This window comes from Pseudomonas sp. AL03 (genome assembly GCF_029960815.1).
Lineage (GTDB): Bacteria > Pseudomonadota > Gammaproteobacteria > Pseudomonadales > Pseudomonadaceae > Aquipseudomonas.
This window is the reverse complement of the sequence record NZ_JASBRE010000010.1, coordinates 98529-124058: the sequence shown is the minus strand read 5'-3', so window position 1 is coordinate 124058 and position 25530 is coordinate 98529. Positions and strand designations below refer to the sequence as shown.

Here is a 25530-nt window from a genome sequence, read left to right as displayed (position 1 = left end):
ATCGCATTCGTCAGTTTCGGTGGTCCCACTGGACTCGGTCGTTACCCCTGAATCCCCCCTAAAGGCATGGATCATGAGCAAGCAACCCTCCCTGAGCTACAAGGACGCCGGTGTAGACATCGACGCCGGTGAAGCATTGGTCGAACGCATCAAGAGCGTCGCCAAGCGTACTGCGCGCCCGGAAGTCATGGGCGGCCTGGGCGGTTTCGGCGCCCTCTGCGAAATCCCGGCCGGCTACAAGCAGCCCGTGCTGGTTTCCGGCACCGACGGCGTCGGCACCAAGCTGCGTCTGGCGCTGAACCTGAACAAGCACGACACCATCGGCATCGACCTGGTTGCCATGTGCGTGAACGACCTGGTGGTCTGCGGCGCCGAGCCGCTGTTCTTCCTCGACTACTACGCTACCGGCAAGCTCAACGTCGAAACCGCGACCCAGGTCGTGACCGGCATTGGCGCTGGCTGCGAACTGTCCGGTTGCTCCCTGGTCGGCGGCGAAACCGCTGAAATGCCGGGCATGTACGAAGGCGAAGACTACGACCTGGCCGGCTTCTGCGTCGGCGTCGTGGAAAAATCCGAAATCATCGACGGTTCGAAAGTCGCTGCCGGCGATGCCCTGCTCGCCCTGCCGTCTTCGGGCCCGCACTCCAACGGCTACTCGCTGATCCGCAAAATCATCGAAGTGTCCGGTGCCGACATCGAAAACATCCAGCTCGACGGCCAACCACTGACCGATCTGCTGATGGCCCCGACCCGTATCTACGTGAAGCCGCTGCTCAAGCTGATCAAGGAAACCGGCGCCGTCAAAGCCATGGCCCACATCACCGGTGGTGGCCTGCTGGACAACATCCCGCGCGTTCTGCCAAAAGGCGCTCAAGCCGTGGTTGACGTCGCGAGCTGGACCCGTCCTGCCGTGTTCGACTGGCTGCAAGAGAAAGGCAACGTTGACGAAAACGAAATGCACCGCGTGCTGAACTGCGGCGTCGGCATGGTCATCTGCGTCGCTCAAGAGCACGTTGAAACTGCCCTGAACGTCCTGCGTGAAGCCGGCGAGCAGCCTTGGGTCATCGGTCAGATTTCCACCGCTGCCGAAGGCGCGGCTCAGGTTGAACTGAAGAACCTCAAGGCACACTGATGCAAGAGCGGATGTCCCAGACCTGTGATGTGGTGGTGCTGTTGTCCGGCACCGGCAGTAACTTGCAGGCCTTGATCGACAGCACGCGGACCGGTGACAGCCCGGCCCGCATCGCTGCGGTGATTTCCAACCGCGCCGACGCCTACGGCCTGCAACGCGCCAGGGACGCGGGTATCGACACCCGCACCCTGGATCACAAGGCTTTCGAAGGCCGCGAGGCCTTCGATGCCGCGATGATCGAATTGATCGACGCTTTCAACCCCAAACTCGTGGTATTGGCCGGCTTCATGCGCATTCTCAGCGCTGATTTCGTGCGCCACTACCAAGGTCGCCTGCTCAACATCCATCCCTCGCTGCTACCCAAATACAAAGGGTTACACACTCATCAGCGCGCGCTGGAAGCCGGCGACACGGACCACGGCTGCTCCGTGCACTTCGTCACCGAGGAACTCGATGGCGGACCACTGGTCGTACAGGCAGTAATACCGGTAGAGTTGCACGATTCGCCGCAGAGTCTGGCGCAGCGGGTCCACGCTCAGGAACACCTGATCTACCCGCTGGCCGTACGCTGGTTTGCCGAAGGTCGTTTATCACTCGGCGAGCAAGGTGCTTTACTGGATGGAAAGTTACTCGCGGCCAGCGGCCACTTGATTCGAACCTAGGAGATTTTATGCGTCGCGCCCTGCTCTTCGCTTGCGCTCTGCTCGCACTGCCTTTTGCGCAGGCGGCAGAACTTCAACCTTTCTCCGCCAGCTACACCGCTGACTGGAAGCAGTTGCCCATGAGTGGCACCGCTGAACGCAGCCTGACCAAGCAAGCCAATGGCGCCTGGAAGCTTAGCTTCAAGGCCTCAATGATGATCGCCAGCCTGACCGAAGAAAGCATTCTGACCCTGGACAAGGACACGCTGCTGCCGCAGTCCTACCACTTCGAACGTGGCGGTCTGGGCAAAGCCAAGAAAGCTGACCTGGATTTCGACTGGACCAACAAAATGGTCACCGGCACCGATCGCGGTGATGCGGTCAAGATCCCGCTCAACCGAGGCATGGTCGACAAATCCACTTATCAGTTGGCCCTGCAGCACGACGTGGCCGCCGGCAAGAAAAGCATGAGCTATCAGGTCGTCGACGATGGCGAAGTCGATACCTATGACTTCCGCGTGCTGGGTTCGGAAAAAGTCGACACCAAGGCTGGCCAGATCGAAGCGATCAAAGTCGAGCGCGTGCGCGACCCGACACAAAGCAAGCGCATCACCGTTCTGTGGTTCGCCAAGGACTGGGATTACCTGCTGGTTCGTCTGCAACAGGTTGAAACCGACGGCAAGGAGTACAACATCATGCTCCTGGACGGTACGGTCAACGGCAAGGCTGTCAAAGGCAGCTAATCCGGAGCGACACGAAAATCCGGAATCCGATGAGGATTCCGGATTTTTTTATGCCCGCTGTCATTCAAATCCGCGCCAGCGCCTGGGCCAAATCGGCGCGCAGGTCTTCGACGTCCTCGACCCCCACTGACAAACGCACCAGCGCATCGCCAATGCCGAGCTGCGCGCGAGTGTCTGCGGGGATGCTGGCGTGGGTCATGATCGCCGGGTGCTCGATCAGGCTTTCCACCCCACCCAGGCTTTCGGCCAGGGCGAAGATCCTTACACTCTCGAGGAAACGCGTGGCGCCCGCCAGGTCGCTGTTCAGATCGAGGGAAATCATCCCGCCGAAACCGCGCATCTGCCGCTGCGCCAGTTCGTGCTGTGGGTGCGACGGCAGGCCCGGATAATAGACGCGCGCCACCTGCGGCTGACGCTCCAGCCATTGCGCCAGATCCAGCGCGTTATTGCAGTGGCGCTCCATGCGCAGCGCCAGGGTCTTCACGCCGCGCAGGGTGAGGAACGCGTCGAACGGCCCGGCGATAGCGCCTACTGAGTTCTGCAGGAAGCCCAGACGCTCCGCCAGGTCTGCGTTTTTGCCGACGACCGCGATACCGCCGATCACATCGGAGTGGCCGTTCAGGTACTTGGTGGTCGAGTGCAGCACGATGTCGAAGCCAAGCTCCAGCGGGCGCTGTATCCAGGGGCTGGCAAACGTGTTGTCGGCCACACAGATGATGCCTCGCTCGCGACAGAGGCGCGCGACAGCGGCGAGGTCCGTCAGGCTCAGCAAGGGATTGCTTGGCGTCTCGACCCAAACCATCTTCGTGTCGGGCTGCAGTGAGGCTTCGAATCCCGCCAGGTCAGTCAGATCGACAAAGCTGAAGCGATGCCCGGCGCTGCGTTTGCGCACCTTGTCGAACAGTCGAAAGGTGCCGCCGTACAAATCATTGCCGGAGACGATGTGCGAGCCCGCGTCGAGCAGCTCGAGCACCGTGGAGATCGCCGCCAGCCCGGAGGCGAACGCGAAGGCCTGGGTGCCGCTTTCGAGGTCCGCGACGCAACGCTCCAGCGCAAAGCGCGTCGGGTTGTGCGAGCGCCCGTAATCGAAGCCCTTGTGCACGCCGGGGCTCTGCTGCAAATAGGTGGAGTTGGCGTAAATCGGCGGCATCAGCGCCCCGGTTGAAGGGTCGGGCGTCTGCCCGGCATGGATCACACGGGTGGCGAAGGCACGTGGCACAGCGGTTTCATCGTATTGACTCATGCAAGGGATCTCCGTAAGTGAATGAGCATGTCGACTCGAGTAATCAAGCCGTGGAAGCCCGAGGCGTCGGCGATGATCGCCACCAGCCCACGGTCGAGCTCCGCCCGCAGCTCAGCCAGACTGGCGCCGGGAGGCAGGGTTTGAAGCTTATCGGTCATCGCGCTGGACACACTCGTGCGAAAGTGCGAGGCATCTTCTTGCATGCCAAGCAGAATATCGGACTCGTCGATCACACCGACCAACCGCTGTCCGCCCTCCAGTACCGGCAGTTGCGAGACATCAGCCAGGCGCATGCGCTGGAAAGCGGTGAGCAGCGTATCGTCCGGGCCTACGCTGATCACCCGGCCATCCTCGAAGCGCCGTGAGATCAGGTCGCGCAGATCACCGTAATGTTTGTACTGCAGCAGGCCCTGATCGTTCATCCACTGGTCGTTGTAGACCTTCGACAAGTAGCGGGTGCCGGTGTCGCAGACGAAGCTGACGACCCGCTTCGGCTCGGTTTGCTCGCGGCAGTAGCGCAATGCTGCCGCCAGTAAAGTGCCGGTCGAGGAACCGCCGAGAATGCCTTCCGCACGCAGCAGTTGGCGGGCATGATCGAAGCTTTCCTCGTCGCTGATCGAATAGGCGTGGCGCACGCTGGACAGGTCGGCAATCGACGGAATGAAGTCCTCGCCGATGCCCTCCACCGCCCACGAACCGGGTGTGCCGAGGGTGCCGCTGCGGCTGTATTCGGCCATCACCGAGCCGACCGGATCGGCGAGCACCATGGCCAGGTTCGGTTGCACGCGGCGAAAGAAGCGGGTCAATCCGGTCAGCGTGCCGGCCGATCCGACGCCGACGACGATGGCGTCCAGATCATGCTGAGTCTGCGCCCAGATCTCCGGCGCAGTGCTGCATTCGTGGGCCAGCGGGTTGGCCGGGTTGTTGAACTGATCGGCGAAGAAGGCATCGGGAATGTCCTGCGCCAGCCGCGCAGCAACGTCCTGGTAATAATCGGGATGCCCCTTGCCGACGTCGGAGCGAGTGATGTGCACCTCGGCGCCCATCGCCTTGAGGTGCAGGACCTTCTCGGTGGACATCTTGTCCGGCACCACCAACACCACCCGGTAACCCTTGGCACGGCCGACCAGCGCCAGGCCGAGGCCGGTGTTGCCGGCGGTGGCCTCGACGATGGTGCCACCGGGTCGCAGGCGGCCATCGCGCTCGGCGGCGTCAATCATCGCCAGGCCGATGCGATCCTTGATCGAACCGCCGGGGTTCTGCGATTCGAGCTTGAGGAACAGCGTGCACGGGCCAGTATCGAAACGGCTGACGCGCACCAGCGGCGTATTGCCAATCAGTTCGAGTACGGCGGGACGGGAGTCAGTGGGCATGTCGTCACCTCGCTACGCAAATTAGCACTGGATGGACAGCAACCGGCGGCGAATGATCGCGCGCCAGTCACAGGCAAAGTCTCGCTTGGACCATAGGCCGGGATGGCGCCACCCGCAACTTGCACAGCCAGCCGGTCGTGTCGCCGAAACGACAAAGCCCACAGCCGCAACCGGGTTCAGTCTGTAAGAAAGTGGAACCTGCATCAGTAGGAATGCTCTATAACTTCAAGGTCTTTTTTGATCGAATGACTTTTCCTGTTGCCTACGAGGTTTCCCATGACTGTCACCGTCAACACCGTCTCCGCCGAAGGTTTTCGTCACAGCGTCCAGATCGATGACCACGAATTCTTTGCCGACGTACCGACATCCGCCGGCGGCGAAGGCTCGGCGCCCGAGCCACACGATTACTTCGACGCAGCGTTGGGTGCCTGCAAGGCCGTGACCCTGAAGATGTACGCGAAGAAGAAAGACATCCCGCTGACCGGTGTCACGGTCGAAGTCAAACGTGACAACAGCGAAGAGCAGAAGGGTAAATATGCCCTGCACGTCAAACTGACACTCAAGGGTGTGCTCACCGACGCCCAGCGCGATGAGCTGCACCGCGTGGCCGACCGTTGCCCGGTCCACAAGCTGATGACCACCACCGAGATCAGCATCGAAACCCATCTGTCCGAAGGCGCTTTCAGTCAATAGCGGCAAGGGCTGTGCCGGCGGGTTATGCTCCACGCGTCACCCGCTTAGCCTGGAATGCACCATGAACACTGCGCTCGTGATCCGCCCCCGCACCGAAGATGTCGAAGGCCAACCGATTCTTCGCCCGCTGCCGTCAGCCAAATGCCGCAGCGTCGGGCCTTTCGTGTTTTTTGACCACATGCTGCAAACCCGTTATCCGGCGGGTAAAGGCATGAACATCCGACAGCATCCGCACATTGGTCTGTCCACCCTCACCTACTTGTTCGAAGGGCAAATCCAGCACAAGGACAGCCTCGGCTCCGATCAAGTGGTGGACGCCGGTGATGTCAGCTGGATGACTGCAGGCAGCGCGATTGCCCACGTCGAGCGCACGCCTGAGGCGTTGAAGGACAAGGGCTTCACGATGCATGGTTTACAGATTTGGCTGGCCTCACCGAAAGATAAAGAGCACGGTCCCGGACACTACAGTCACCATCCGGCGGCCACGCTGCCGGTCAGCCATAACCTTGGGGTGAAGATCCGGATGATTGCCGGGTCAGGCTTTTGCCTGGAATCACCGGTCCCGGTGCTTTCTCCGACGCTGTATGCCGAATTGAACCTGCAAACGGCGACGACGCTGCTGATTCCTACCGAGCATGTAGAGCGGGCGTTGTACGTGCTGGACGGCGAGGTGCAACTGGAGGGCGAGCTGATAGAACCGCATTCGCTGGTGGTGTTGCCGGTCGGGGAAGAGATGACGCTGTTCGCCGAGAGCGACTGTCATGCCGTGCTGTTTGGTGGGGCGCCGCTGGATGGGCCACGGCGGATCAACTGGAATTTTGTGGCGAGTGATCCGGCGTTGATCGATGAGGCTCGTCGGCGTTGGGCGGCCGGGGATTGGCCGACGGTGCCGGGGGAAACCGAGCGGATAGAACTGCCGAAACATCGAAGCCAGCCGACTCCCCTGTAACTGATCGTTAACTGATCGTTCCCACGCTCCGCGTGGGAATGCAGCCCGTGACGCTCCGCGTCACTGGACGCGGAGCGTCCCTAGAGGCATTCCCACGCGGAGCGTGGGAACGATCACGTAAGCAGCTATCAGCCCTTGAACACTTCATCCAGCAAATTATGCATCGACGTAAACGCACGCTCCGCCGTCTTCGCGTCATACATCATCATGCCCGGCACATTGGCATGCGGATCGGTGAAGGAATGCACCGCACCGCCGTAGTTCAGCAGTTGCCAATCCACGCCCGCCGCATTCATTTCCTCTTCAAACGCCGGCAGTTGCTCTTTCGGCACCAATGGGTCGGATGCACCGTGCAGCACCAACACCGAGCCTTCGATGTTTTTGGCATCAGCCGGGGTCGGCGAATCCAGCGTTCCGTGGAACGACACCGCGGCTTTCACTGGCGCGCCGGTGCGCGCCAGATCCAGGGCGCAACAACCGCCGAAGCAGAAACCAAAGGTTGCCAGTTTCGAGGCATCGACCGCCGCTTCGTCCTGGATTTGCAACTGATCGAACGCCGCTTGCATGCGTTTACGCAACAACGGGCGGTCATGCTTGAGCGGCATCATTGCTGCACCCGCCTCGTCGCCGTTCTGCGGACGGACCGACTGGCCGTAGAGGTCCGCGATCAGCACCACATAACCCTTGGACGCCACGGACTTGGCGATCTCCTCGGCACCGGCGCTGACACCCATCCAGTTCGGCGCCATTAACAACCCCGGGCGCGGGCCTTTATGGTCAGCGTCGAAGGCGAGACGGCCTTCATACGACTGGCCATCCATCTGATAAGCGACGGAACGAACAGTCATTTGGCTCATGACTCACTCCCAGCAAAAGACACCAGAATAAAAAAAACCCGCCGAAGCGGGTTTTTGTACAACGCAGTTAAACCGACAGTTCAACCAACAGCTTGTTGAGCCGGCGCACGTACGCAGCCGGGTCTTTCAAGCTGTCACCGGCTGCCAGGGCCGCCTGATCGAAGAGAATGTGCGACAGATCGCCGAAGCGCTCGTCGCTCTGCTCATTGTCGAGCTTCTCGATCAGCGGGTGAGCCGGGTTGAATTCGAAGATCGGCTTCGATTCCGGAACCTTCTGACCGCTGGCTTCCAGGATCTGACGCATCTGCATGCCCAGGTCCTGCTCACCGATGGCCAGAATCGCCGGGGAATCGGTCAGACGGTGCGAAACCCGCACTTCAGCAACGGAGTCGCCCAGTGCAGTTTTCAGACGCTCAACCAGACCTTCTTTGGACTTGGCAACTTCTTGCGCCGCTTTCTTGTCCTCTTCCGAGTCCAGATTGCCCAAGTCCAGGTCACCGCGAGCCACGTCGACAAAGCTCTTGCCGTCGAAGTCGCTGAGGTAGCTCATCAGCCACTCGTCGATGCGGTCGGTCAGCAGCAGCACTTCGATGCCTTTCTTGCGGAAGACTTCCAGGTGCGGGCTGTTTTTGACTTGCGCGTAGGTTTCGCCGGTCAGGTAGTAGATCTTGTCCTGACCTTCCTTGGCGCGAGCCAGGTATTCGGCCAGACCCACCACTTGCTCGCCTTCATCACCGTTGGTCGATGCGAAACGCAGCAGGCCAGCGATTTTTTCTTTGTTGGCGAAGTCTTCTGCCGGGCCTTCTTTCATGACCTGGCCAAAGTTTTTCCAGAAGCTTTTGTATTGCTCAGGCTCGTTCTTCGCCAGCTTTTCCAGCATGTCGAGAACGCGCTTGGTCAGCGCCGACTTCATGGAATCGATGATCGGGTCTTTCTGCAGGATTTCCCGCGACACGTTCAGAGACAGGTCGTTGGAATCGACCACGCCTTTGATGAAGCGCAGGTACAGCGGCAGGAACGACTCGGCCTGATCCATCACGAACACGCGCTGCACATACAGCTTCAGGCCTTTGGGCGCCTCACGCTGGTACAGATCGAACGGAGCACGGGCCGGCACGTAGAGCAGCGAGCTGTATTCGAGCTTGCCTTCGACCTTGTTGTGGCTCCAGCTCAGCGGGTTCTCGAAGTCGTGAGCGACGTGTTTGTAGAACTCCTGGTATTCCTCGTCCTTGACCTCGGTACGCGGACGGGTCCAGAGGGCGCTGGCGCGGTTGACGGTTTCCCATTCAACGGCCGGTTGCTCTTCGCCTTCGACGGCTGCCACTTCTTTCGGCAACTCGATCGGCAGAGCGATGTGGTCGGAGTACTTCTTGATGATGTTGCGCAGACGCCAGCCATCGGCGAATTCGTCTTCACCGGACTTCAGGTGCAGGACGATGCGGGTGCCGCGCTCGGCTTTCTCAACAGTGGCGACCTCAAAATCGCCTTCACCCTTGGACGACCAGTGCACGCCTTCGCTGGCAGCATCGCCGGCACGACGGCTGAACACGTCAACTTTGTCGGCGACGATGAATGCAGAGTAGAAACCCACACCGAATTGACCGATCAGGTGCGAGTCTTTTTTCTGATCGCCGGAGAGATGTTTCATGAAATCGGCAGTGCCGGATTTGGCGATGGTCCCCAGGTGGGTGATCGCCTCTTCTCGGCTCATGCCGATGCCGTTGTCTTCGAGGGTGACGGTTTTAGCGTCCTTGTCGAAGCTCACACGGATTTTCAGCTCGGCGCCACCTTCCAGCAATTCAGGCTTGGACAGGGCTTCGAAACGTAATTTGTCGACAGCGTCAGAGGCGTTCGAGATCAATTCGCGAAGGAAAATTTCCTTGTTGGAATACAGCGAATGGATCATGAGGTGCAGCAGCTGCTTCACCTCGGTCTGGAAGCCCAGGGTTTCCTTTTGAGTTTCCACACTCATGGTCATCAAACTCCAATCAGATGGCAGTGGCCGCAACCTTCAGGGTCGACGGCGGGTTGTCATCAGAGTTTGGGGCTGAGTTCAGGATTTCAAGGGCTCTTCGATTTTGAAATGAGCGCGGGCCGTGGCAATCGGTTCGGCTTCGGTACTTTGCCAGGCCGTAATCGCGACGTTGGCCACCCGGCGACCCTGACGGCAAACCTGGCATCGAGCCCAAGTGTCGCGAAACTGCCCCGCACGCAGGTAGTCGAGGGAGAAGTCGATGATCTTCGGCACGCCTGGCGAACCGGTGAAAATCAGCAGGTGCAACGCTGCGGACAGTTCCATGAACCCGGCGATCACGCCGCCATGAATCGCCGGCAGTAAAGGGTTACCAATGTTGTCCTTGTTGGCCGGCAAGCGAAACAGCAGATCATCCCCCACCCGCGAACATTCAACGCCGATCAGTTTGGCGTAAGGAATCAGGTGCAGCAGCGAGGCGTAGTCGCCTTGCTCATGTGCCTTCTGAAGTTGTTCCTTGAAGGCGTCGGTCATTTCTCACCTCTGGCGATGGCGCCGCCAAAACCTTTGGTGCCTTTGATGGCTTTACCCATGCGCATGAAGGTACCCACCACATGGGCGATGGGTTGCTCGGGATCGTCTTGATAGGCGAAACCGCGAGCAAAGATCACATCCGTGGTCACCCGGTAGCACTGAGCAAAACCGTAGACATCTTTGTGTGGTTCAGCGGCGTGCATGTAGTCGATGCGCAGATCGAGGGTCGGGCAGACCTCAAATTCGGGTAGCACGCAGAGGGTCGACATGCCACAGGCAGTGTCCATCAGCGAGGTCAGCGCTCCGCCATGGATCACCCCGGTTTGCGGGTTGCCAACAATTTGAGGACTGTACGGCAGGATGACGGTTAGCCCTTCGCTGCTGGCGCTGTGAACCCGCAGCCCAAGTACCTGACAATGTCGCAGCGCCGATAGAAATCGCGTCGCGCGCTCAAAAACGGGGTTTTCGGTCATTTTTATCCCACTCTTTTTAGTGTTCTGGCAACGCACTGGCGCTTTAGTAAAAGTTCCCGTCAGAATAATCATATATATCTGTATAAATTGAGGAACTTAACGCTGCGGACTACGCTCGAAAGGTCAGTAGATATATTTTCCATAAGGAGAAACACCCCATGCGTAAGACTTTAGCTATTGCCTTGATGTTGACCGCTTCCCTCGGTCTCGCTGCCTGCGATAAAAAATCCGAGGACAAAGCTCAAGATGCCAACCAACATGCTGAGCAAGCTCAGCAAGACATGAACAAAGCTCAGGATAAAGTGAACGACGCTGCGAAAGAAAACGCCGAAGCCGCCAAAGCTCAGGCTGAATCGGATGCAGCGGCAGCAAAAGAAGCACCTAAAAATTAAAACAGTTTTTAGCGTGAAAAAGAAAACCCGCCAAGTGCGGGTTTTCTTTTGCCTGCTGTTTTTTTGCACTGCAGGCATTACAGCAAAATAGTTCTAAAAGTCGGACTAATCATTAACAACAACGAGCACACTAGTCCAACGAACCACACCAAGCTCCGTTGCCAGGCCAGATCAACCCAATAGCACAGTAAATAAATGATTCGCGTAATGACGAAGACGATTGCCAACAAGTCGATCAACCACCCCGCCGTCTGCGTGGTGTGAGCCATCAACACCCCCACCGCGAACAAAATGAACGCCTCAAAACAGTTTTGATGAGCCGCCAACGCACGGGCACCAAAGCCTGTCAGTTGCGCCTGTTGCTGACGCGGCAGATGGTTGTCGTAACCGCCCTGCTCGTTCATCGCTTTGGCCACGGGAATCTTTGCCACGAAAATCAGCAAGGCACTGATAAACACACACCAGAATGGAATACTCATCAAGCGGCCTCTTTGTTCGCTTCGGGCAATGGCGCCTCTGTAGGTGTATAGACCATCACGTCGAGAACGTCGGAATGAAACTCCCGGCGATACAACACCAACACGACGCCAGCGCTCATCAACATGAACAACCAGGGGCTGACGAACCAGGCCAGCATGGTCATGCCGAAGTAGTACGCGCGCAGGCCGAAGTTGAACTGGTTGGCGGCCATGGAGATGACGCGCGCCGCACGGGCAGCAAAGGCTTTGCGCTCCTGCTCGGAAACGTGACGCTCACCGACCATCGGCGCCGAGCCAATCAGAATGGCCGCAAAGTTGTACTGGCGCATGCACCAACTGAACGTGAAGAACGCATAGACAAACACCAGCGCCAGGCACAGCAACTTGATCTCCGACATCCCCTGGGAGGCCTGCTGCACCATCGGGATATCCGCCAACAACGACACGGCCCTTTCCGAGGCGCCGAGCACCGTGAGAATGCCGGCCAGGATAATCAGTGTGCTGGAGGCGAAGAATGAGGCGTTGCGTTCCAGGTTACCGACCACGCTGGCATCAGCGATGCGGTTGTCGCGCAACAGCATGCGGCGCATCCAGTCTTCGCGATAAAGGTGCAGCACACTGGCCAGACACGCAGTGTCGCGGCCCTTCCACGACGCATAACGGGTGTAGCCGCCCCAGCAGATGACGAACCAGAGCGCGGCGAGGATATGGATCATATTGGCGTGGATGAACGACATGCAGGTCCTTGTGATGTAGATACTTAACACCGAAACTTGTGGGAGCGAGCCTGCTCGCGAAAGCGGTGGATCAGCCAACATTTCTGTTGAATGTAAAACCTATATCACGAGCAGGCTCGCTCCCACATGGGATTTGCAGTGCTTCGACGTTAGCTGACAAAAAAAGACACTGCATCACGCGCATAAAAAATGCCCCGTATCGATTGATACGGGGCATTTCCATGTGTGTTCATGGCCGGCTTGTGGCGGGCCATGAAGCGGATTAAGCCAGTGCTTCTTCGCGCTTGCCCAGCAGACGATCGCAGACCACCGCGACGACCAGGGTCATGACCGACGGCACCAGCCAGGCCAGGCCTTGCTCGCTCAGCGGCAGGTGGGACATCTGAGTCGGCATCCAGTCCGCCAGGCCCGCGCCCTTGAGGGCGTCGATCAGGCCGAAGATGAACGACACCAGCATCACCGGACCGACGATGCGGCCCTGCTCATGCCAGAAGTCCTTGCAGAAGCTCAGGGCTACCAGGGCAATGCACGGCGGGTAGATCGCGGTCAGCACCGGGATCGAGAACGCAATCAGCTTGGTGAGGCCCAGGTTGGACACCAGCAGCGAGAACACGGCCAGGATGATGACCAGTGTCTTGTAGGACAGCGGCAGCACACGGCTGAAGTATTCGGCGCAGGCGCAGGTCAGACCCACCGCCGTCACCAGACAGGCCAGGGAGATCAGCACCGCCAGAAAACCGCTGCCCAGAGAGCCGAAGGTGTGTTGCACGTAAGCGTGCAACACCGCCGCGCCGTTGGTAGCGCCCGCAGCCACTTCATGGCTGCCCGAACCGAGACGGAACAGGCTGATGTAAACCAGCGCCAGACCCACGCCGGCAATCAGTCCGGCAATGATCGCGTAACGGGTAATCAACACCGGCGACTCGACGCCACGGGAACGAATCGCGTTGACGATGACAATGCCAAATACCAGTGCGCCCAGGGTATCCATGGTCAGGTAACCATTGATGAAGCCTTGGGAGAACGGTGCCGCCACGTATTCCGGGGTGGCTACGCCGACATCACCGGCCGGCAATGCAAACGCTGCGATGCCGAGAGCGGCCAGGGCGATGATCTTCAGCGGCGCGAGGAAACGCCCTACGGTATCCAGCAGTCGGCCCGGATAGAGCGAGATGAAGAACACCAGTAGGAAGTACACCGAACTGTAGAGGAACAACGCCAGCGGGCTCTCGCCGGTCAGCGGCGCCAGGCCCACTTCGAACGACACGGAGGCGGTGCGCGGTGTCGCGAACAGCGGGCCGACAGCGAGGTAGCACGCAGCCGCCAGCAGGCCACCGGCGACTTTACCGATCGGGCTGCTCAAGGCATCCATGGCGCCACCGACCTTGGCCAGGGCGATCACGGTGATCACTGGCAAGCCGACCGCGGTGATCAGAAAGCCCAGCGCCGCCATCCAGACATTTGGACCGGACTGCAGACCGACGATAGGCGGGAAGATGATGTTGCCAGCCCCGACGAACAGGGCAAACGTCATAAAACCAAGTGCCAGGATGTCCTGGCCTTTCAACACTTTCATTAAGGAAATACCACACTACTGAATCGGAATTTAGAGAGGGATTTCCCTTATGGGTGAGGGAAATGCTGTCGGTCCGTATAGGACTGACCCGTTTAGCGCGCAGCAACCTTGTGGGTCGCGGGCGCAAAAATGGCTGCTAGCCTAACGAATTTGCCCGACAAACGCACTGTTAGGGTGCGAACTATCCGATACACGACATTTCTGTGTCGCGTTTTTGCGTGTAATGGGTGCAGACCACTCTGCGTGGGAACGATCACCCGGAAACGACAAAGGCCACCCGAAGGTGGCCTTTGTCTGGTGAAGCGTCAGTTAAGCGCGAGGCTTACTTGACTGCCCAACCGGTCAGCTCGGACAAAGCCTTGCCGATGTCTGCCAGCGAACGCACGGTTTTAACGCCTGCGTCTTCCAGGGCAGCAAACTTCTCGTCTGCAGTGCCTTTGCCGCCAGAGATGATTGCGCCAGCATGGCCCATGCGCTTGCCCGCTGGGGCAGTCACACCAGCGATGTAGGACACAACCGGCTTGGTCACGTGTGCCTTGATGTAGGCAGCCGCTTCTTCTTCAGCCGAACCGCCGATCTCACCGATCATCACGATCGCTTCGGTCTTCGGGTCTTCCTGGAACAGCTTCAGGATGTCGATGAAGTTCGAACCCGGGATCGGGTCACCACCGATGCCGACGCAAGTCGACTGACCGAAACCGGCGTCAGTCGTCTGCTTCACAGCTTCGTAGGTCAGGGTGCCGGAACGGGAAACGATACCGACTTTACCTGGCAAGTGAATGTGACCTGGCATGATGCCGATCTTGCATTCGCCTGGAGTGATCACGCCTGGGCAGTTAGGACCGATCAGGACCACGCCCAGCTCGTCGCACTTGACCTTGGCATCCAGCATATCCAGGGTAGGAATGCCTTCAGTGATGCAAACGATCAGCTTGATGCCGCCGAACGCTGCTTCCAGGATGGAGTCTTTGCAGAAAGGAGCTGGAACGTAGATCACGCTGGCAGTGGCGCCAGTGGCAGCTACAGCGTCTTTCACGGTGTTGAACACTGGCAGACCCAGGTGCTCGGTGCCGCCTTTACCAGGAGTAACGCCACCCACCATCTTGGTGCCGTATTCGATGGCTTGCTGGGTGTGGAAACTACCTTGCGAACCGGTAATACCCTGGCAGATAACTTTGGTGTCTTTATTGATCAGGACGCTCATTATTTGCCCTCCGCAGCTTTGACAACTTGTTGAGCAGCGTCGGTCAGGCTGGTAGCAGCGATGATGTTCAAACCGCTTTCTGCCAGTACTTTAGCGCCCAGCTCAGCGTTGTTGCCTTCAAGGCGAACAACAACCGGGATTTTCACGCCGACTTCTTTCACAGCGCCGATGATGCCTTCGGCAATCATGTCGCAACGAACGATGCCGCCGAAGATGTTGACCAATACTGCAGCGACGTTAGTGTCGGACAGGATGATCTTGAACGCTTCGGTCACGCGTTCTTTGGTAGCACCGCCGCCCACGTCGAGGAAGTTGGCTGGTTTGCCGCCATGCAGGTTGACGATGTCCATGGTACCCATGGCCAGGCCAGCACCGTTGACCATGCAACCGATGTTGCCTTCCAGCGCTACATAGTTCAGTTCGAACTTGGCAGCGTGCGCTTCGCGCGGATCGTCTTGTGACGGATCGTGGAAAGTCTTCAGCTTAGGCTGACGGTACATGGCGTTGGCGTCGATGTTGATCTTGGCGTCGAGGCAATGCAGATCGCCGTCAGCCTTGATCACCAGCGGGTTCACTTCCAGCAGAGCCAGGTCGTGATCCTTGAACAGTTTGGCCAGACCTACGAAGATCTTGGCGAACTGAGCAACTTGCTTGCCTTCCAGACCCAGCTGGAATGCCAGCTCGCGACCCTGGAATGGCTGAGCGCCAACCAGTGGATCGATAGTGGCCTTGAGGATTTTCTCAGGGGTGTCGTGAGCGATTTTCTCGATGTCCACGCCACCTTCGGTGGAAGCCATGAACACGATACGACGGCTCGAACGGTCAACGACAGCGCCCAGGTACAGCTCTTTAGCGATATCAGTGCACGATTCAACCAGGATCTTGGTGACTGGCTGACCATTGGCATCAGTCTGGTAAGTCACCAAACGCTTGCCCAACCACTGTTGAGCGAATGCTTTGGCGTCTTCTTTGCTGCGAACCAGCTTAACGCCGCCCGCTTTACCGCGACCACCTGCGTGAACCTGGGCTTTGACAACCCATTCGGTCCCGCCGATCTTGTCGCACGCTTCTGCTGCTGCTTCCGGGGTGTCTACGGCGAAACCCTGGGAAACTGGCAGGCCGTATTCGGCGAACAGCTGCTTACCCTGATACTCGTGAAGATTCATGCTTATTACCGTCTTCGTTAGGTACTGCGCATTCGGTGCTGCACTTGTTCAGTGCCGCACCACCTGTGACTGCTGCTTGCGTAGGTGTTCCGGATAACCGGTGAAACTACGCAAGACTGCGTCCGGCGGACATTCCGCGGTGAGTCTTGCACGCAAGTCTCACGACGGGCCTTCCGCCGTGGTTTCTTATTGTCTTGTCTTAACGCTTCTTGCGGTTGGCGATGTGAATGGCGCCGCCATTCACTGCCAGAGCGGCTTCGTGCAAGGCTTCGGACAGGGTCGGATGGGAGAAAACCATCATGCCCAGGTCTTCGGCACTGGTGCCGAATTCCATACCGATCGCGCCCTGCTGAACCAGTTCTGCAGCGCTCGGGCCAATCACGTGGACGCCCAATACGCGGTCAGTCTTGGCATCAGCAATGACTTTCACGAAACCGCCGGTGTCGTTGGCTGCCATGGCACGGCCACTGGCTGCAAACGGGAAAGTGCCGACGTTAACTTCAACGCCTTCAGCTTTCAAGGTTTGCTCGGTTTTACCGACCCACGCGATTTCCGGGTGAGTATAAATAACAGACGGGATCAGGTCATAGTTGATCTGGGCTTTGTGGCCCTTGATGCGCTCTACAACCATGATGCCTTCCTCGGACGCCTTGTGCGCCAGCATCATGCCGCGAACCACGTCACCGATCGCGAAAACGCCCGGTACACTGGTCGCGCACTGGTCGTCAACGAAAACGAAACCACGTTCGTCGATCGTCACACCGCTGTCAGCTGCCAGCAGCTCGGTGGTCACCGGACGGCGACCAACGGCAACGATCAGCTTGTCAAAGGTGATGTTCTGTTCGCCATTGGCATCGGTGTAGTTCACAACGACTTCGTCGCCGTTCACTTTGGAACCGGTGACGCGAGCGCCCAGCTTGATGTTCAGACCTTGTTTGGTCAGGGTTTTGTAGGCTTCTTTGGAAACGGCGTCGTCAGCAGCAGGCAAGAACTTTTCCAGTGCTTCCAGAACAACCACTTCGGAACCCAGACGGGACCAGACCGAACCCAGTTCCAGACCGATGACGCCAGCGCCGATCACGCCCAGACGCTTAGGCACCGATTGGAATTCCAGCGCGCCAGTCGAATCGACGATCACGTTCTGGTCAACCGGAGCCGGTGGAATGTCGATCGGACGCGAGCCCGAAGCCAGGATCACGTTCTCGGCCTCGATGATTTCGACGGTGCCGTCTGGCTTGGTCAGTTCAACTTTCTTGCCGGCCAGCAGTTTGCCGTGGCCTTGCAGGGAAGTAACGCCGTTAGCCTTGAACAGGGTTGCAACGCCAGAGGTCAGGCCTTTGACGATGTTGGCTTTACGGCCAACCATTGCAGCCACGTCCATGGTCACGCCAGCGTGGTTGATACCGTGGATCGCGAAGCCTTCTTTGGCTTCCTTGTATTTCCAGGAGCTGTCCAGCAGCGCCTTGGACGGAATGCAGCCGACGTTCAGGCAAGTACCGCCGAGGGCCAGCTTGCCTTCCTTGTCGGTGTATTTCTCGATGCAGGCAGTGGAGAGGCCCAGTTGCGCTGCTTTAATGGCAGCCACGTAGCCGCCAGGGCCCGCGCCAATCACTACCACGTCGAATTTCTGAGTCATGTGTCATTCCTTCTCGAATCAAACCGGACGGCCCCTTTTGAGGACCGTCGTGGGACGAAGCTGGTCATTACAGAAGGGCCGTCCATCACTGGACGGCCTGTGCAACGAAATCAGATATCCAGCAGCAAACGAGCCGGGTCTTCCAGCAGGTTCTTGATGGTAACCAGGAAGGTCACAGCTTCTTTGCCATCGATCAGACGGTGATCGTAGGACAGAGCCAGGTACATCATCGGACGGATAACAACCTGACCGTTGATCGCCATAGGACGCTGCAGAATGTTGTGCATGCCCAGGATAGCCGCTTGTGGCGGGTTGACGATCGGGGTCGACATCATCGAACCGAAGGTACCACCGTTAGTGATGGTGAACGTACCGCCGGTCATCTCGTCCATCGACAGTTTGCCGTCACGAGCCTTCTTGCCGAAGGTGGCGATGCCGCCTTCGATTTCAGCCAGGCTCATCAGTTCGGCGTTACGCAGAACCGGTACAACCAGACCGCGGTCGCTGGAAACAGCCACACCAACGTCGGCGTAGCCGTGGTAAACGATGTCAGCACCGTCGATCGAGGCGTTGACAGCCGGGTAGCGTTTCAGCGCTTCGGTGGCCGCTTTCACGAAGAACGACATGAAGCCCAGACGCACGCCGTTGTGGGACTTCTCGAACAGGTCCTTGTACTTCGAACGCAGCGCCATGACTTCGGTCATGTCGACTTCGTTGAACGTGGTCAGCATCGCCATGTTCGACTGAGCTTCAACCAGACGCTCGGCAACCTTGGCACGCAGACGGGTCATTGGAACGCGTTTTTCAACGCGGTCACCGGCGGCGAACATTGGAGCAGCGGCAGCAGGCGCAGCAGCCTTGGCAGGCGCGGCAGCCGGAGCGGCTTTCTTGGCGGCAACAGCGGCTACTACGTCTTCCTTGGTCACACGACCGCCTTTGCCAGTGCCGGCAACGGAAGCGATATTGATGCCATTTTCTTCAGCCAGCTTGCGAGCAGCCGGTGCAGCAACAGGATCGTCTTCGCCTTCGGCCGCTGGAGCAGCAGCCTGTGCAGCAGCCGGAGCAGCGGCAGCGGCTGGAGCGGCAGCAGCGCCGCCCGCTTCAATGGAGCCCAGGACTTCGTCGGACAGAACGGTGTCGCCTTCGTTCTTGACGATAGCGCCCAGCACGCCGTCAGCGGTGGCCAACACTTCCAGTACGACTTTGTCGGTTTCGATGTCGACGATCAGATCATCGCGCTTGACGGCGTCGCCCGGCTTTTTGTGCCAGGTGGCAACGGTGCCATCGGCAACCGATTCCGGGAAAGTGGGGGCTTTGATTTCGATAGCCATTATCTGTGGGTCCTTAAATTCGGTTTCAGGTGCGCGAAGGCGTTAAACAGTAAAGGCGTCTTGCAGCAGTTTTTCTTGCTGCTCAGCGTGCATCGATGCGTAACCACAAGCAGGTGCAGCAGAGGCATCACGGCCCGCGTACTCGAGTACGAGAGACTTGTTGTGATTGCCAACGATGCGACGCATGTGGTGTTGGCTGCAGTACCAGGCACCCTGGTTCATCGGCTCTTCCTGACACCAAACGATATGTTTGAGGTTGGTGTACGGAGCCAGGACTTCGTTCAAGTCGTCCTCAGGGAATGGGTACAGCTGCTCGATACGCACGACGGCGATGTCATCACGACCTTCGGCACGGCGTTTTTCCAGCAGGTCGTAGTAGACCTTGCCGCTACACAGGACAATGCGCTCGACCTTTTTCGGGTCTTGAACATCGATTTCCGGGATAACGGTCTGGAACGAACCTTCGGCCAGATCTTCCAGGGTCGACACGGCCAGTTTGTGACGCAGCAACGACTTCGGCGTCAGGACTATCAATGGCTTGCGCAGCGGGCGAATCACCTGACGACGCAGCAAGTGGTAGATCTGCGCCGGCGTGGTCGGCACCGCTACCTGAATGTTGTGCTCGGCGCACAGTTGCAGGTAACGCTCCAAACGAGCCGAAGAGTGCTCCGGACCCTGACCTTCATAACCGTGCGGCAGCAACATGGTCAGACCGCAGAGACGGCCCCACTTGTGCTCGCCACTGGTAATGAACTGGTCGATAACCACCTGGGCACCGTTGGCGAAGTCGCCGAACTGGGCTTCCCAGAGAACCAGTGCCTCAGGCGTGGTGGTCGAGTAACCGTATTCGAACGCCAGTACGGCCTCTTCAGACAGGAACGAATCGTACAGGTCGAAGCGTGGCTGACCTTTGTACAGATTCTGCAGCGGAATGTAGCTGCCCGGGTCTTTCTGGTTGTGCAAGACAGCGTGACGGTGCGAGAACGTACCGCGGCCGATGTCCTGACCGGTCATGCGAATCGGGTGACCTTCGAACGCCAGGGTCGCGTACGCCATGGTTTCGGCGTAACCCCAGTTGATCGGCAGGCCGCCGACTTGCATCTTCTGACGGTCTTCGTAGATTTTCGAGACCTGGCGCTGAACCACGAAGCCTTCCGGAATTTCCAGCAGCTTGGCGGACAGTTCCTGCAAGGTTTTCAGATCGAAGCGAGTGTCGTGACGCGCGGTCCAGGCATGGCCCAGATACGGACGCCAGTCCACGAACAACTCTTTGTTCGGCTCTTTGACCAGGCTTTTTACAACATGCAGACCGTTGTCCAGCGCGTTACGGTATTCGTCGACTTTCGCCTGAACACGCTCAACGTCCAGTACACCGCTCTGGGTCAGACGATCGGCATACAGCTCACGCGTGGTGCGCTGCTTGGCGATCTGCTGGTACATCAGAGGCTGGGTACCGCTTGGCTCGTCGGCCTCGTTGTGGCCGCGACGACGGTAGCAGACCAGGTCGATCACCACGTCGCGCTTGTACTGCATCCGGTAGTCGATGGCCAACTGGGTCACGAACAATACGGCTTCCGGATCATCACCATTCACATGGAGGATCGGCGCCTGGATCATTTTCGCAACGTCGGTCGCGTACTCGGTGGAACGCGAGTCCAGCGGGTTGCTGATGGTGAAACCGACCTGGTTGTTGATGACGATGTGCACGGTGCCGCCGGTTTTGAAACCGCGGGTCTGCGACATCTGGAAGGTTTCCATCACCACGCCTTGACCGGCGAATGCCGCGTCACCGTGGATGGAAATCGGCAGAACCTTCTCACCGGTAGGGTCGTTGCGACGATCCTGACGGGCGCGAACCGAACCCTCGACCACTGGAGATACAATTTCCAGGTGGGACGGGTTGAACGCCATGGCCAGGTGAACCTCACCGCCAGTGGTCATGACGTTGGACGAGAAACCCTGGTGATATTTAACGTCACCGGAACCCAGTTCGACCTTCTTCTTGCCTTCGAACTCGTCGAACAGCTCGCGCGGGTTCTTGCCAAAGGTGTTGACCAGCACGTTCAGACGACCACGGTGGGCCATACCGATAACGATTTCCTTGGTGCCGTAGGAGCCGGAACGCTGGATCAGCTCGTCGAGCATCGGAATCAGACTCTCGCCGCCTTCCAGACCGAAACGCTTGGTACCCGGGTATTTGGTCCCCAGGTATTTTTCCAGGCCTTCGCCGGCCGTGACGCGCTCGAGTAGATGGCTCTTGATGTCGGCGGAGTACGTCGGACGGCCACGCACGCTTTCCAGACGCTGCTGGAACCACTGGCGCTGCTCGGAATCGGTGATATGCGTGAATTCAGCGCCGATGGTGCGGCAATATGTCTGCTGCAACGCTTCGTGAATTTCGCGTAGGCTCGCTTCCTCTTTGCCGATGAACAGGTCGCCGGCACGGAAGGTCGTATCAAGATCGGCATTGGTCAAGCCGTAATGATTGATCGACAGGTCTGCAGGCGCAGGACGCTGCCACAGCCCCAGCGGGTCAAGCTGGGCTGCCTGGTGGCCACGCATACGGTAGGCCTGGATCAATCGCAGCACTTCAACTTGCTTCTTCTCGTGCTCACTGCTCACGCTGCCGGCGGAAACCGGTTGGGCGCGGCGCTGGTTCTTTGCCAGCAAGACGAAATGATCGCGTATTGTCGAGTGCGAAACATCGGTGGCAGTGTTGCCGTCAGCTGGCAACTTCTGGAAGTAGGTGCGCCACTCTTCTGGCACAGCGTTAGGGTCGTGCAGGTAGAGCTCATAGAGCTCTTCCACATAGGCAGCGTTACTACCGGATAGGTAGGCGCTGTTCCACATGCGCTGCATCACGCTTTCTTGCATGCTTGGTCACCCTCGGTTAGGGGAACACCACCGGCGTCGACACCGAGCACGCTTGCAGAAGTCCGAATGCAGCGACTAAAACAAGCCACTTAGGATCACGCTGATAGTCCGGGTACCAGCCCGGATGCCCCTGCTTGTCTCATTTCTTCAAAATAAGAGCCGCAGCCTTATAAGCTGCTGCTCAGGTTAAAACTACGGCGCCGGTTGAAGCCTGCGCCGTAGCATCTACGGGTACAGCGGTACTGCATTTACAACAGCCGGGTTACAGCAGCTGAATCACACGCCGCTTTGCAGCAACATGTTACGTACGTGACCGATGGCCTTAGTCGGGTTCAGGCCTTTCGGGCAGACGTTGACGCAGTTCATGATCCCGCGGCAGCGGAATACGCTGAACGGGTCATCCAGCGAAGCCAGACGCTCGGCAGTCTTGGTGTCGCGGCTGTCTGCCAGGAAGCGATACGCTTGCAGCAGAGCAGCTGGACCCAGGAACTTGTCCGGGTTCCACCAGAAGGACGGGCAAGAGGTCGAGCAGCAAGCGCACAGGATGCACTCGTACAGACCGTCGAGCTTTTCGCGCTCTTCAGGGGTCTGCAGACGCTCGATGGCCGGAGCCGGCGTGTCGTTCTGCAGGTATGGCTTAACCTTCTCGTATTGCTTGTAGAAGATGCTCATATCGACGACCAGGTCACGGATAACCGGCAAACCTGGCAGAGGACGAACGATCAGCTTGTTACCTTTTACGACAGCGGACAGCGGCGTGACGCACGCCAGAGCGTTTTTGCCGTTGATGTTCATGCCGTCGGAACCGCAAACACCTTCACGGCAAGAGCGACGATAGGAGAACCCTTCGTCCTGCTCTTTGATCAGGGCCAGCACGTCCAGCACCATCAGGTCTTTACCACCGGTATCGACCGAAAATTCCTGCATGAACGGCGCAGCGTCCTGATCAGGGTTGTAGCGATAAACACTGACTTGCAACATGGCGGCCACCCTTAATAAGTCCGAATCTTAGGTTCAAAAGTCGGAACAGTCTTCGGCGAGAAGTTCACGGCACGCTTGGTCACGCGCTTGTCACCCGGGAAGTACAGGGTGTGGCACAGCCAGTTTTCGTCGTCGCGATCTTCGTAGTCTTCACGGGCGTGAGCGCCGCGGGACTCTTTGCGGATTTCTGCGGCGATGGCGGTAGCTTCGGCCACTTCCAGCAGGTTCTGCAATTCCAGCGCTTCGATACGAGCCGTGTTGAACGCCTGGCTCTTGTCGTTGATCTTGACGTTGGCGATACGGCCACGCAGATCAGCGAGCTGCGCGATACCCTTCTGCATGTATTCGCCGGTACGGAATACACCGAAGTAGTTCTGCATGCAGCTTTGCAGCTCTTTACGCAGGGTGGCGACGTCTTCGCCTTCGGTACGCGAGTTCAGGCCATCGAGACGCGCCAGGGCAGCGTCGATGTCGGACTGGCGAGCGCGAGTGTAATCGACGCCTTCTTTCAGGGTCTGCTCCAGGAACAGGCCGGCAGCACGACCGAATACCACCAGGTCGAGCAACGAGTTACCGCCCAGACGGTTGGCACCGTGCACCGATACGCAGGCCACTTCGCCTACTGCGAACAGACCCGGGATGATCTGGTCAACGCCGTCGGCGTCCTGAGTGATTGCCTGACCGTGAATATTGGTCGGCACGCCGCCCATCATATAGTGGCAGGTTGGAACGACCGGAATCGGCGACACGGCTGGATCGACGTGGGCGAAGGTCTTGGACAGTTCCATGATGCCTGGCAGACGGCTGTGCAGAACTTCTTCACCGAGGTGATCGAGTTTCAGCATTACGTGGTCGCCATCCGGACCGCAACCGTTGCCGGCGATGATTTCTTTAACCATCGAGCGAGCAACCACGTCACGACCAGCCAAGTCTTTGGCGTTCGGAGCATAACGCTCCATGAAACGCTCGCCGTGCTTGTTGATCAGGTAACCGCCTTCACCGCGGCAACCTTCAGTCACCAGTACACCCGCGCCGGCGATGCCGGTTGGGTGGAACTGCCACATTTCAATGTCTTGTACCGGCACGCCAGCACGCAGAGCCATGCCGACGCCGTCACCGGTGTTGATCAGGGCATTGGTGGTGGACGAGTAGATACGACCTGCACCGCCGGTCGCCAATACGGTGGCGTTAGCGCGGACGTAGGAGGTTTCGCCGGTTTCGATGCAGATGACGATCATGCCGACAAAAGCACCATCTTCGTTCTTCACCAGGTCGACACCGTAGTATTCGTTGAGGAATACGGTGCCGGCCTTGAGGTTGGCCTGGTACAGGGTGTGCAACAGCGCGTGACCGGTACGGTCGGCAGCGGCGCACGTACGGGCAGCCTGGCCACCTTTACCGAAGTCTTTCGACTGACCGCCGAACGGACGCTGATAGATGCGGCCTTGTTCGGTACGGGAGAACGGCAAGCCCATGTGCTCGAGCTCGAAGACCGCTTCCGGGCCTACGGAACACATGTATTCGATAGCGTCCTGGTCACCGATATAGTCGGAACCCTTGACGGTATCGTACATGTGCCAGCGCCAGTCATCGTTCGGATCTGCCGAGGCGATGGCGCAGGTGATGCCACCCTGGGCGGATACAGTGTGCGAACGAGTCGGGAAAACCTTGGTAACCACGGCAGTCTTGTGACCACCTTGTGCCAGCTGCAGCGCAGCGCGCATGCCAGCACCGCCGCCGCCAATGATGATGGCGTCGAACGAAAGCGTGTTAACTGTATTAGACATGAATCAGATACCCCAAAGAATCTGCACACCCCAGACGAAGTAGGCGAACATCGCGACGCCGCATACTGCCTGGAAGAGGAAACGTATTGCAGTCGCGGACTTGCCGAACGCCATTGGCGTCAGGTAGTCGGTCGCGATGGTCCACATGCCGACCCAGGCGTGAGCGCCGAGGGCAACGAGGGCCAGGAGACTGAAAATACGCATCCAGTTGCTTGCGAACAGTTCATGCCATTGGGCGTAGCCGATGCCAGGGTTGGCGACGACGTATCCGATCAGGAAAATGAAGTAAGCCGCGAGAACGACCGCAGACACACGTTGTGCCATCCAGTCATAGAGGCCCGAACGCGACAGGTTCGTGACGTTAGTTACCATATCCAAACTCCTGCCAGAACGATTACCACCACGGAAATGGCGATAACGATTTTCGAGCCCAGTTTGCCGCCTTCAAGCGACTCGCCAATGCCCATGTCCATCATCAAGTGGCGCACACCGGCAACCAGGTGATACAGCAGAGCGGACAGGATGCCCCATGTCACTAGCTTGGCTAGCGGACTGGTCAGACACGCTTTCACCTGACCGAAGCCTTCTTCCGAGTCGAGCGACTTGTCCAATGCATAAAGCATGATGGCCAGGCTGACAAAGAGGATGATTCCGGAGATTCGGTGAAGAATGGACGTGTAAGCAGTGACTGGGAGTTTGATGGTCCTTAGGTCTAGGTTTACAGGTCGTTGGCTATTCACGGCTTTTTCACACTGAA

General features: G+C 58.5%; 24 protein-coding genes. 6 read left to right on the top strand and 18 right to left on the bottom strand.

Translation table 11 applies throughout. The annotated features are described in order from the left end of the window. Positions 1 to 73: 73 nt before the first annotated feature. The 3 genes from purM to QK293_RS12385 are packed head-to-tail and all read left to right on the top strand — an operon-like array spanning position 74 to position 2516. On the top strand, positions 74 to 1132 hold the full coding sequence (gene purM, locus QK293_RS12395) for a phosphoribosylformylglycinamidine cyclo-ligase (RefSeq protein WP_282377568.1): 1059 nt from the start codon (positions 74 to 76) through the stop codon (positions 1130 to 1132). Positions 1133 to 1143: 11 nt separating this feature from the next. Further along, entirely contained in the window at positions 1144 to 1794 is a 651-nt protein-coding gene (gene purN / locus QK293_RS12390) for a phosphoribosylglycinamide formyltransferase (protein WP_282377567.1), read from the top strand. A gap of 8 nt (positions 1795 to 1802) precedes the next feature. After that, positions 1803 to 2516 (top strand): DUF3108 domain-containing protein, encoded by a 714-nt coding sequence (locus QK293_RS12385; protein WP_282377566.1) that lies wholly within the window; start codon positions 1803 to 1805, stop codon positions 2514 to 2516. A gap of 64 nt (positions 2517 to 2580) precedes the next feature. Here QK293_RS12385 and QK293_RS12380 read toward each other — a convergent pair whose 3' ends face one another. Both QK293_RS12380 and QK293_RS12375 read right to left on the bottom strand, forming a co-directional pair. Next, the gene (locus tag QK293_RS12380) at positions 2581 to 3759 is read right to left on the bottom strand and encodes a cystathionine gamma-synthase (RefSeq protein ID WP_282377565.1); all 1179 of its coding nucleotides are present in this window, start codon (positions 3757 to 3759) and stop codon (positions 2581 to 2583) included. Then, positions 3756 to 5132, bottom strand: coding sequence for a cystathionine beta-synthase (locus tag QK293_RS12375; protein ID WP_282377564.1), 1377 nt, complete (start codon positions 5130 to 5132; stop codon positions 3756 to 3758). Before QK293_RS12375 ends, QK293_RS12380 begins: the two co-directional genes overlap by 4 nt. Positions 5133 to 5408: 276 nt before the next feature. Here QK293_RS12375 and QK293_RS12370 point away from each other — a divergent pair, with 276 nt between their 5' ends. Both QK293_RS12370 and QK293_RS12365 read left to right on the top strand, forming a co-directional pair. After that, complete coding sequence (locus tag QK293_RS12370; protein WP_282377563.1) at positions 5409 to 5825, top strand: OsmC family protein; 417 nt, start codon at positions 5409 to 5411, stop codon at positions 5823 to 5825. 61 nt (positions 5826 to 5886) lie between these two features. After that, positions 5887 to 6774 (top strand): pirin family protein, encoded by an 888-nt coding sequence (locus QK293_RS12365; RefSeq protein ID WP_282377562.1) that lies wholly within the window; start codon positions 5887 to 5889, stop codon positions 6772 to 6774. A 128-nt stretch (positions 6775 to 6902) separates the two neighbouring features. Here QK293_RS12365 and QK293_RS12360 read toward each other — a convergent pair whose 3' ends face one another. The 4 genes from QK293_RS12360 to QK293_RS12345 all read right to left on the bottom strand — a co-directional run bounded on the left by QK293_RS12360 (position 6903) and on the right by QK293_RS12345 (position 10610). Continuing rightward, entirely contained in the window at positions 6903 to 7631 is a 729-nt protein-coding gene (locus tag QK293_RS12360; RefSeq protein ID WP_282377561.1) for a dienelactone hydrolase family protein, read from the bottom strand. A gap of 67 nt (positions 7632 to 7698) precedes the next feature. After that, positions 7699 to 9603 carry a molecular chaperone HtpG gene (gene htpG, locus QK293_RS12355; protein ID WP_282377560.1) on the bottom strand — a complete coding sequence of 635 codons (1905 nt, stop codon included), beginning with the start codon at positions 9601 to 9603 and terminating at the stop codon, positions 7699 to 7701. An 81-nt stretch (positions 9604 to 9684) separates the two neighbouring features. Continuing rightward, entirely contained in the window at positions 9685 to 10137 is a 453-nt protein-coding gene (locus QK293_RS12350) for a PaaI family thioesterase (RefSeq protein WP_282377559.1), read from the bottom strand. After that, a complete protein-coding gene (locus tag QK293_RS12345) occupies positions 10134 to 10610 on the bottom strand; it encodes a PaaI family thioesterase (protein WP_282377558.1) in 477 nt (158 codons plus the stop codon). The genes QK293_RS12350 and QK293_RS12345 overlap by 4 nt, the downstream gene beginning before the upstream one ends. Positions 10611 to 10768: 158 nt before the next feature. Between QK293_RS12345 and QK293_RS12340 the strand changes: the two genes are divergently transcribed. Continuing rightward, the gene (locus QK293_RS12340; RefSeq protein ID WP_109635983.1) at positions 10769 to 11002 is read left to right on the top strand and encodes a hypothetical protein; all 234 of its coding nucleotides are present in this window, start codon (positions 10769 to 10771) and stop codon (positions 11000 to 11002) included. Between the two features lie 77 nt (positions 11003 to 11079). Here the strand turns inward: QK293_RS12340 and QK293_RS12335 are convergent, their stop codons facing one another. The 12 genes from QK293_RS12335 to sdhC all read right to left on the bottom strand — a co-directional run bounded on the left by QK293_RS12335 (position 11080) and on the right by sdhC (position 25513). Next, the gene (locus QK293_RS12335; RefSeq protein WP_282377557.1) at positions 11080 to 11481 is read right to left on the bottom strand and encodes an MAPEG family protein; all 402 of its coding nucleotides are present in this window, start codon (positions 11479 to 11481) and stop codon (positions 11080 to 11082) included. Then, complete coding sequence (locus tag QK293_RS12330) at positions 11481 to 12218, bottom strand: DUF599 family protein (RefSeq protein ID WP_282377556.1); 738 nt, start codon at positions 12216 to 12218, stop codon at positions 11481 to 11483. Before QK293_RS12330 ends, QK293_RS12335 begins: the two co-directional genes overlap by 1 nt. 262 nt (positions 12219 to 12480) lie before the next feature. Beyond that, positions 12481 to 13794 (bottom strand): branched-chain amino acid transport system II carrier protein, encoded by a 1314-nt coding sequence (gene brnQ, locus QK293_RS12325; protein ID WP_282377555.1) that lies wholly within the window; start codon positions 13792 to 13794, stop codon positions 12481 to 12483. A gap of 322 nt (positions 13795 to 14116) precedes the next feature. Then, positions 14117 to 14998, bottom strand: coding sequence for a succinate--CoA ligase subunit alpha (sucD, locus tag QK293_RS12320; RefSeq protein WP_003210566.1), 882 nt, complete (start codon positions 14996 to 14998; stop codon positions 14117 to 14119). Next, positions 14998 to 16164 (bottom strand): ADP-forming succinate--CoA ligase subunit beta, encoded by a 1167-nt coding sequence (gene sucC / locus QK293_RS12315; RefSeq protein WP_008148602.1) that lies wholly within the window; start codon positions 16162 to 16164, stop codon positions 14998 to 15000. The genes sucD and sucC overlap by 1 nt, the downstream gene beginning before the upstream one ends. A gap of 199 nt (positions 16165 to 16363) precedes the next feature. Continuing rightward, entirely contained in the window at positions 16364 to 17800 is a 1437-nt protein-coding gene (gene lpdA, locus QK293_RS12310) for a dihydrolipoyl dehydrogenase (protein WP_282377554.1), read from the bottom strand. Positions 17801 to 17910: 110 nt separating this feature from the next. Then, complete coding sequence (odhB, locus tag QK293_RS12305; RefSeq protein WP_282377553.1) at positions 17911 to 19131, bottom strand: 2-oxoglutarate dehydrogenase complex dihydrolipoyllysine-residue succinyltransferase; 1221 nt, start codon at positions 19129 to 19131, stop codon at positions 17911 to 17913. 42 nt (positions 19132 to 19173) lie between these two features. Further along, positions 19174 to 22005 (bottom strand): 2-oxoglutarate dehydrogenase E1 component, encoded by a 2832-nt coding sequence (locus tag QK293_RS12300; RefSeq protein WP_282377552.1) that lies wholly within the window; start codon positions 22003 to 22005, stop codon positions 19174 to 19176. 276 nt (positions 22006 to 22281) lie between these two features. Further along, entirely contained in the window at positions 22282 to 22986 is a 705-nt protein-coding gene (locus QK293_RS12295) for a succinate dehydrogenase iron-sulfur subunit (RefSeq protein WP_046048041.1), read from the bottom strand. A gap of 11 nt (positions 22987 to 22997) precedes the next feature. After that, complete coding sequence (gene sdhA / locus QK293_RS12290; RefSeq protein WP_282377551.1) at positions 22998 to 24773, bottom strand: succinate dehydrogenase flavoprotein subunit; 1776 nt, start codon at positions 24771 to 24773, stop codon at positions 22998 to 23000. 3 nt (positions 24774 to 24776) lie between these two features. Further along, the gene (gene sdhD, locus QK293_RS12285; protein WP_007945134.1) at positions 24777 to 25145 is read right to left on the bottom strand and encodes a succinate dehydrogenase, hydrophobic membrane anchor protein; all 369 of its coding nucleotides are present in this window, start codon (positions 25143 to 25145) and stop codon (positions 24777 to 24779) included. Further along, complete coding sequence (gene sdhC, locus QK293_RS12280; RefSeq protein WP_282377550.1) at positions 25139 to 25513, bottom strand: succinate dehydrogenase, cytochrome b556 subunit; 375 nt, start codon at positions 25511 to 25513, stop codon at positions 25139 to 25141. Before sdhC ends, sdhD begins: the two co-directional genes overlap by 7 nt. Positions 25514 to 25530 lie beyond the last annotated feature (17 nt).